Source organism: Chelativorans composti, from assembly GCF_039541695.1.
GTDB classification, from domain to species: Bacteria; Pseudomonadota; Alphaproteobacteria; order Rhizobiales; family Rhizobiaceae; genus Chelativorans; species Chelativorans composti.
On the sequence record NZ_BAABGS010000044.1, the window covers coordinates 1 to 5,984 of the forward strand.

5 protein-coding genes and 1 pseudogene are annotated in these 5,984 nt (G+C 52.4%); all 6 read left to right on the top strand.

Going from position 1 to position 5,984, the window contains the following annotated elements; translation table 11 throughout:
• Positions 1 to 192 (top strand): hypothetical protein (locus ABD906_RS10050; RefSeq protein ID WP_345099281.1); only part of this gene is annotated, 192 nt, incomplete at its 5' end.
• 351 nt (positions 193 to 543) lie between these two features.
• Positions 544 to 2,682: a heterodisulfide reductase-related iron-sulfur binding cluster gene (locus tag ABD906_RS10055; protein ID WP_345099282.1), complete on the top strand. Its 2,139-nt coding sequence runs from the start codon at positions 544 to 546 to the stop codon at positions 2,680 to 2,682.
• Positions 2,683 to 3,051: 369 nt separating this feature from the next.
• Positions 3,052 to 3,843, top strand: a complete 792-nt coding sequence (locus ABD906_RS10060; protein ID WP_345099283.1) for an electron transfer flavoprotein subunit beta/FixA family protein — start codon at positions 3,052 to 3,054, stop codon at positions 3,841 to 3,843.
• Positions 3,844 to 3,845: 2 nt separating this feature from the next.
• Positions 3,846 to 4,808, top strand: coding sequence for an electron transfer flavoprotein subunit alpha/FixB family protein (locus ABD906_RS10065; RefSeq protein ID WP_345099284.1), 963 nt, complete (start codon positions 3,846 to 3,848; stop codon positions 4,806 to 4,808).
• A 69-nt stretch (positions 4,809 to 4,877) separates the two neighbouring features.
• Positions 4,878 to 5,417 carry a formaldehyde-activating enzyme gene (fae, locus tag ABD906_RS10070; RefSeq protein WP_345099285.1) on the top strand — a complete coding sequence of 180 codons (540 nt, stop codon included), beginning with the start codon at positions 4,878 to 4,880 and terminating at the stop codon, positions 5,415 to 5,417.
• Between the two features lie 304 nt (positions 5,418 to 5,721).
• Positions 5,722 to 5,880, top strand: a pseudogene (locus ABD906_RS10075) (transposase); the annotation flags it as partial.
• Positions 5,881 to 5,984 lie beyond the last annotated feature (104 nt).

Consider the following 5,984-nt stretch of genomic DNA (forward strand, 5'->3'; position numbering starts at 1 on the left):
CACCGCGCGCTCGCGCACTTCAGGGGAAAACGTGTTCGTCGTCTTGCTCATGATGCTCCATCCTACTCAGGAGTTGGAGCCTCCGGTAAACCCGGCGCGGTTCAGTTCAGCCACCATTCCAAGCAAAACTGCAAATCGATGTTGACAAATTGGTCAATTGACCTATTTTACTCGCAGGAGGAAAATAAATGAAAATTGGAGGAGATCTTTATGATGCCGTCATACAAATAGAAGAGAACACTGCAAGCAGGCGCATGTTGTGGCATCAAAACATCGCATATATGCGATGCGCCTAATCAAAATATAAATAATATAGAATAACACATCATTCTTCTTTGAACGATTGCCCCCTATGGGGTTGACGGATTCTGCATCACAAATACCAGCGCTTTCTAAGCGATGGCGATGGTGTGGATATGTATATTCGCAGGTATCCAACAGACACGCGCCGAGCAAAGGCCGCCACAATAAGCCGCTCTAGCTGAAACAGATTAGACACTTCCCATTCAGCGCAACGCGTTTCGACAGGTCAGGATAGGCGACATGGTTGATCCCAACCTCAACTCAGCAGAAGTCACGCGGGTACTTTTTGAAGGGTTTCCCAGCTGGGCCATCGGCCTGTTCTACGTTATCGGATTTTGCGCGATCGCTGTCTTCTGTTACGGCTGGTACATACAGTATCGGAAATATGCTCGTGGCCAACCGCTACGAAGGGCTCTTCCCAGGATCAGCCATCGCCTGCGTTCGATGACGATGGCAGTATTGTCACACAGCACTTTGCGCCGACGGGATCATTCTACTGGCTCAGCTCATGCGCTCATCTTCTTTGGATTTTCTATTCTCTTCACAGGAACCGTAATAATAACTCTTGATTACGATGTTTTTCAGCATCTCTTCGGGATAACATTTTGGCACGGCAAATTTTATCTTTTCTTCTCTCTTGTATTGGACATAGCTGGTGTTGCCCTAGCTGTGGGACTTCTTTACATGATGATTCGTCGGGGCTGGATCAAGCCACCGAAGCTAGATTACAAGCGCCCTGACCGATTGCCAGACGCCCCTGATGCCGATCGAACCTATTATCGCATCGAGGACTGGGGCTTTCTATGGTTGCTGCTTGTTATCGATATTACGGGGTACCTACTCGAGGCTGCACGACTAGTTTGGCTCAGCGGCTCCCCTGACGTGTGGGACAATCGATGGTGGTCTCCAATTGGAGCAATCATCGCCGAAATGATGCAGGGTGCAGGATTATCTTCAGAAGCTGCAGGCAAATTTCGGGTTGCCATGTGGTGGTTCCACGCCTTCCTTGCTCTGGGCTTGATAGCTCTAATCCCCTTCACCAAGGCGAAACACATCTTCACCGCCATGGCGTCTCTTGCTCTCAGAGATCCCTCCCCGATTCAGAAATTGGCTCCCGTCAACATGGAAGCCGACCGTATTGGGGCAACGTCAATTACGGATTTCACATGGAAACAGCTCATCAACTTTGACGCATGCACCAAATGCGGTCGCTGTCATGAAGCCTGTCCCGCGAATGCCATCGGAGCCCCGCTTTCGCCGAGAGACTTAATCCTTACGCTGCGTGAATTGTCGGAGCGTGCCCTGAGCAAATCAAATCTGCCTGACGCGCAGTGCTTAGTTGCTCAGGGGGACAAAGCCTTCCAGGTAGCCAGCAATACACTTTGGTCATGCCGGACCTGTGCTGCCTGTGTTGAAATATGTCCCGTCGGTATCGAGCATGTCCCTGTCATTGTGGAGATGCGTCGCGCCCTGGTTGACCAGGGCGACATGGATCCGATGCTTCAGAAGGCTCTCCAGAATATTCAGAAGCGCGGAAACTCCTTCGGCGAGAACAAAAAAAGGCGTCCCGCCTGGACGCAGAACCTTGGCTTCGACATCAAGGATGCTAGAAACGAGCCCGTCGATGTCCTTTGGTTCGTGGGTGACTTTGCATCCTTTGACCCTCGCTATCAGCGCGTTTCACGAGACTTCGCACGGATTCTGAAGGCAGCCGGTGTGGATTTCGGCATTCTATATGAAGACGAGAGCAATGCCGGCAATGACGTTCGACGTGTCGGTGAGGAGGGCCTCTATCAGTTTCTTGCGGAGAACAATATTGATGTGTTTCACCGATGCACTTTTAATCGTATTGTTACGACCGATCCACACTCATTTAACACTCTAAAGAATGAATATTCAGAATTCGGCGGTGTTTACGAGGTCGAGCACGCCAGCACGCTCATAGCCCGCCTCCTGAGGGAAAAGCGAATTCCCTTGAAAAAATCTCTTGAGGGGCGACGTGTGACGTTCCACGATCCCTGTCATCTGGGCCGCTACAACAAGGTTTTCGATGCGCCTCGGGACGTCATCCAGTCTCTAGGCTGCAACCTGATTGAGCTCGATCGCAGCAGGGACAATTCATTCTGTTGCGGCGCTGGCGGCGGCCGTATTTGGATTCCGGACCTCGCGGGGAAGGAAAAACCCTCTGAAAAACGCGTTAGAGAAGCTGCAGGTATAGAAAATCTAGAAACCCTTGTAGTGAGCTGCCCGAAATGCATGAACATGCTCGAGGATGCTCGCAAGACCACCAACAATGAAGAAACGTTCGAAATCCGCGAGATGATCGAACTGGTTGCTGAATGTCTTGACGACACAGTGGTGTCTTTAGCCAGGGCATGAGCATTATCATCATGTATCCAGAAAATCTGATCACAGCCTGGGACGGAGCCCATCTGGCAACCGTTGACCCGTATGTTGCAGCGGCAATTCATCCCTACGTGGGGAAACGTGAACGGCAGAGATTGGAACCCATTCTATTCATACGCAATCGGTTGCGCTGGGCTAGAGAGACAAGCAGAGGACCCGTATCCGTTGAATCGTACGACACTCCTCAGCAATCCATCCCTGCCGATCGCAACAATAGTTGAGCTCATGTCCGATCCCGAACCCCAGGTGCGCTTCACGGCGGCGACACGCCTGGCAAAGCAGGCAAGGATAGCCGCCCTCTCCGGCTCACCGATCGGTCGTTCAACCTAGTGGAGCTAAGCGATGAAGATTCTAGTGCCCGTTAAACAGGTTCAAATCCTGGATGAAGATTTCGAAATACGGGACGACGGCAGAGCCGTCGATCCCAGCTATCTAGAACATGAGCTTAACGAATGGGACGACTATTCATGGGAAGCTGCTCTACAGCTTATGGAACTACATGAAGCGATCGAGGCTATCCCGCTTACTGTAGGGCCAGAAGAGTCTGAAGAAGGGCTTCGTAAATGCCTAGCCAAAGGCGGCGAGCGGGCAATCCGAGTCTGGGATGAGAACCTAGAAGGCTCTGACCAGATGGTCGTTGCACGTGTCATCGCTGCCGTTGCACAGAAAGAAGGTGCAGACCTCATCCTTGCTGGTACGCAGTCAAACGACTTCGGGCACGGGCAAACGGGCATTGCAACAGCAGCGATGCTCGGTTGGTCGCATGTGGCAGTGGTGTCTGAAATCCAATACGAGCCAGACTCCAAAAAGCTAACTGTCAAGCGAGAGCTCGAAGGTGGAGTAGAGGAGGAGCTTGAGCTCACCCTCCCTGCAGTCCTAACTATTCAGCTAGGCATCAATGAGCCTCGGTACGCTTCTCTGCGAGGCATCAAACAAGCTCGTGAGAAACCCGTTGCAACAATGACATGTGCTGAACTCGGGTTGACAGAGGACCAGATTGGAGAGGCCGGATCTTCTTCGCGTATTCGTCGGATCTATGTGCCGGAGAGGGGCAAGGCCGAGATAATCAGTGGCACGCCTGCCGAACAGGCAAAACGTCTTCTCGAGATCATCAATGAATTGAAGGGAGCCTAACCATGGCCGACATCCTTGTAGTTGCCGAGCAGCGCCGCGGTGTCCTGAATCCAGTTGTTGCGGAAACTATTGGAGCTGCTTCGGAACTCGCGACGACAAATCACGGAAAGGTCATTGTCGCGATTCTCGCTAAAGATCCTTCGAGGTTCACGCCACAGCTTTCCCTTCAAGGCGTAGACGAGGTCATAGAAGTCAAGACACCGATTGATGAGTTTCAAAGCGACATCTTCGAGGCTTCAGTGCTTGGTCTGATATCTGAACGGAACCCATCTGTCGTTATAATGCCACACAGCATTGACAGCCTGGGATACGCTCCTGCTGTGGCAGTTAAGGGCGGATACGGGCTTGCAACGGACGTGTTCGGACTTCGATACGAGGGTAATGAGCTGGTGGCCGTGCGCCAAGCCTATCAGGAGAAAGCGTTCATAGAGCTCGATTTTCCGGGCAAGAAGACTGTTGTCCTTACAATTCGGGGGGGCAGTTTCAAAGCGCCTCGCGACACCTCCTCCCCTGTTGTTTCACAGCATGAAGCTCCGTCAGTTGATATGCGGACCCACCACATTGCGTTCCATGAGCCAGCCACTGGCGATGGAGTCGATCTCGCCTCTGCCGAATATGTTCTTGCGATCGGGCGCGGTGTCGCCGATGAGGACAATATGGCCCAATTCGAAGAGCTGGCTGATATGCTCGGATTCACGCTCGGGTGCTCTCGGCCGATCGCGGACAATGGCTGGCTTCCCAAGTACCGGCAGGTCGGCCAGTCAGGCAAGACGGTGAGCGCATGCAAGATCTACATAGCGCTCGGCATCTCTGGTTCCGTCCAGCATCTCGCTGGTATGAAGCATGTCCCCAACATCATCGCCGTGAACAAGGATCCTGAGGCATCAATCTTCACGGTGGCACGCTACGGAGTTGTAGGGGACATGTTTGCCATTGCAAACGAACTGAAATCCCAGCTCGCCTGAGAACTTTCTAACTGCGGCCGATGACCGCCGCGGAGTTCTGCAACAATTACCCCAAGAATAGGAGGTATCATGTCTGAGATCTGGTTCAGGACTGGCGAGGCAACGGTATTTGCATCAGAAGGAGAAGGTACTGATGCTATGCCGGAGGTCGTTATTGGGTCGGTTAGGGGACCTGTTGGCACAGCATTCGCAAGTATGCTTGGACAGACCGCCGGCCATACTCGCATGTTTATCATTCGAGATTGCAACCAGATGGTTCGGCCTGCCGCAATTATGTCGCCAAAGGTGACAATCACGAACTCAGCTTATGTGGAACTGTTAGGCGGTGTGGTTCAAGCAGCTCTTGGTGATGCGATCGTCGATTGTGTGGCTGAGGGTATAATCCCCAAGGGAATTGTGAATGACATCGCCATCATCACGACGGTTTGGCTGGATCCTCGATGCGCGAAAAATCCAAACCTCAACAAGAAGGAGCTCTACAAAAACAATTATGAGGCCATGAAGCTTGCAATCTCGCGCGCCATGAAGGGAGAGCCAACGATCGATGAGCTGATCAGTAATAGGAAGACTATTCGCCACTATGCGCTCGAAGGAGTCGACATCGACTGACGTTTTCCAACACCTTTCCTCCTGACGAAAACTGGACGCTGGCAGACAACCAACCAGCGTCCTTTTTTGCGGCTCTTAACGACCGAGTCTTGGGCTGCCCTTACTTTCCCGTCCGCCTTACCGACTTTGACCTTACCCATAGATCACCCGCCTCTCTTCTTACGCTCCAATCGGTTTGGCCTGCTCGCCTGAAATGTTCTCGATTTCAGGTTAGCCTGTTATCCAGATGAGGAGACAGGTGACCTGCTCCCCTGGAAAGTCCTCGTTTTGAGGTTAGCCTGTTCCCTGAAAGAGGAGACGGGTAATGAAACGATCCAGGTTCACGGAAGAGCAGATCATCGGCATCCTGAAAGAGCATCAGGCGGGACTGTCTGCGCCTGAGTTGTGCCGCAAGCACGGCATCTGCGATGCGACGTTCTACACATGGCGCAAGAGGTATGGCGGCATGGAGGTGTCGGAGGCCTGACCTGTCCCGGCTTTTTCGATCCAAGGTAACTTGAGACAATGGCCTCTCAGAGAGTGAGAGGCATATGAAGAAGACGCGATACAGCGACGAGCAGATAGTCC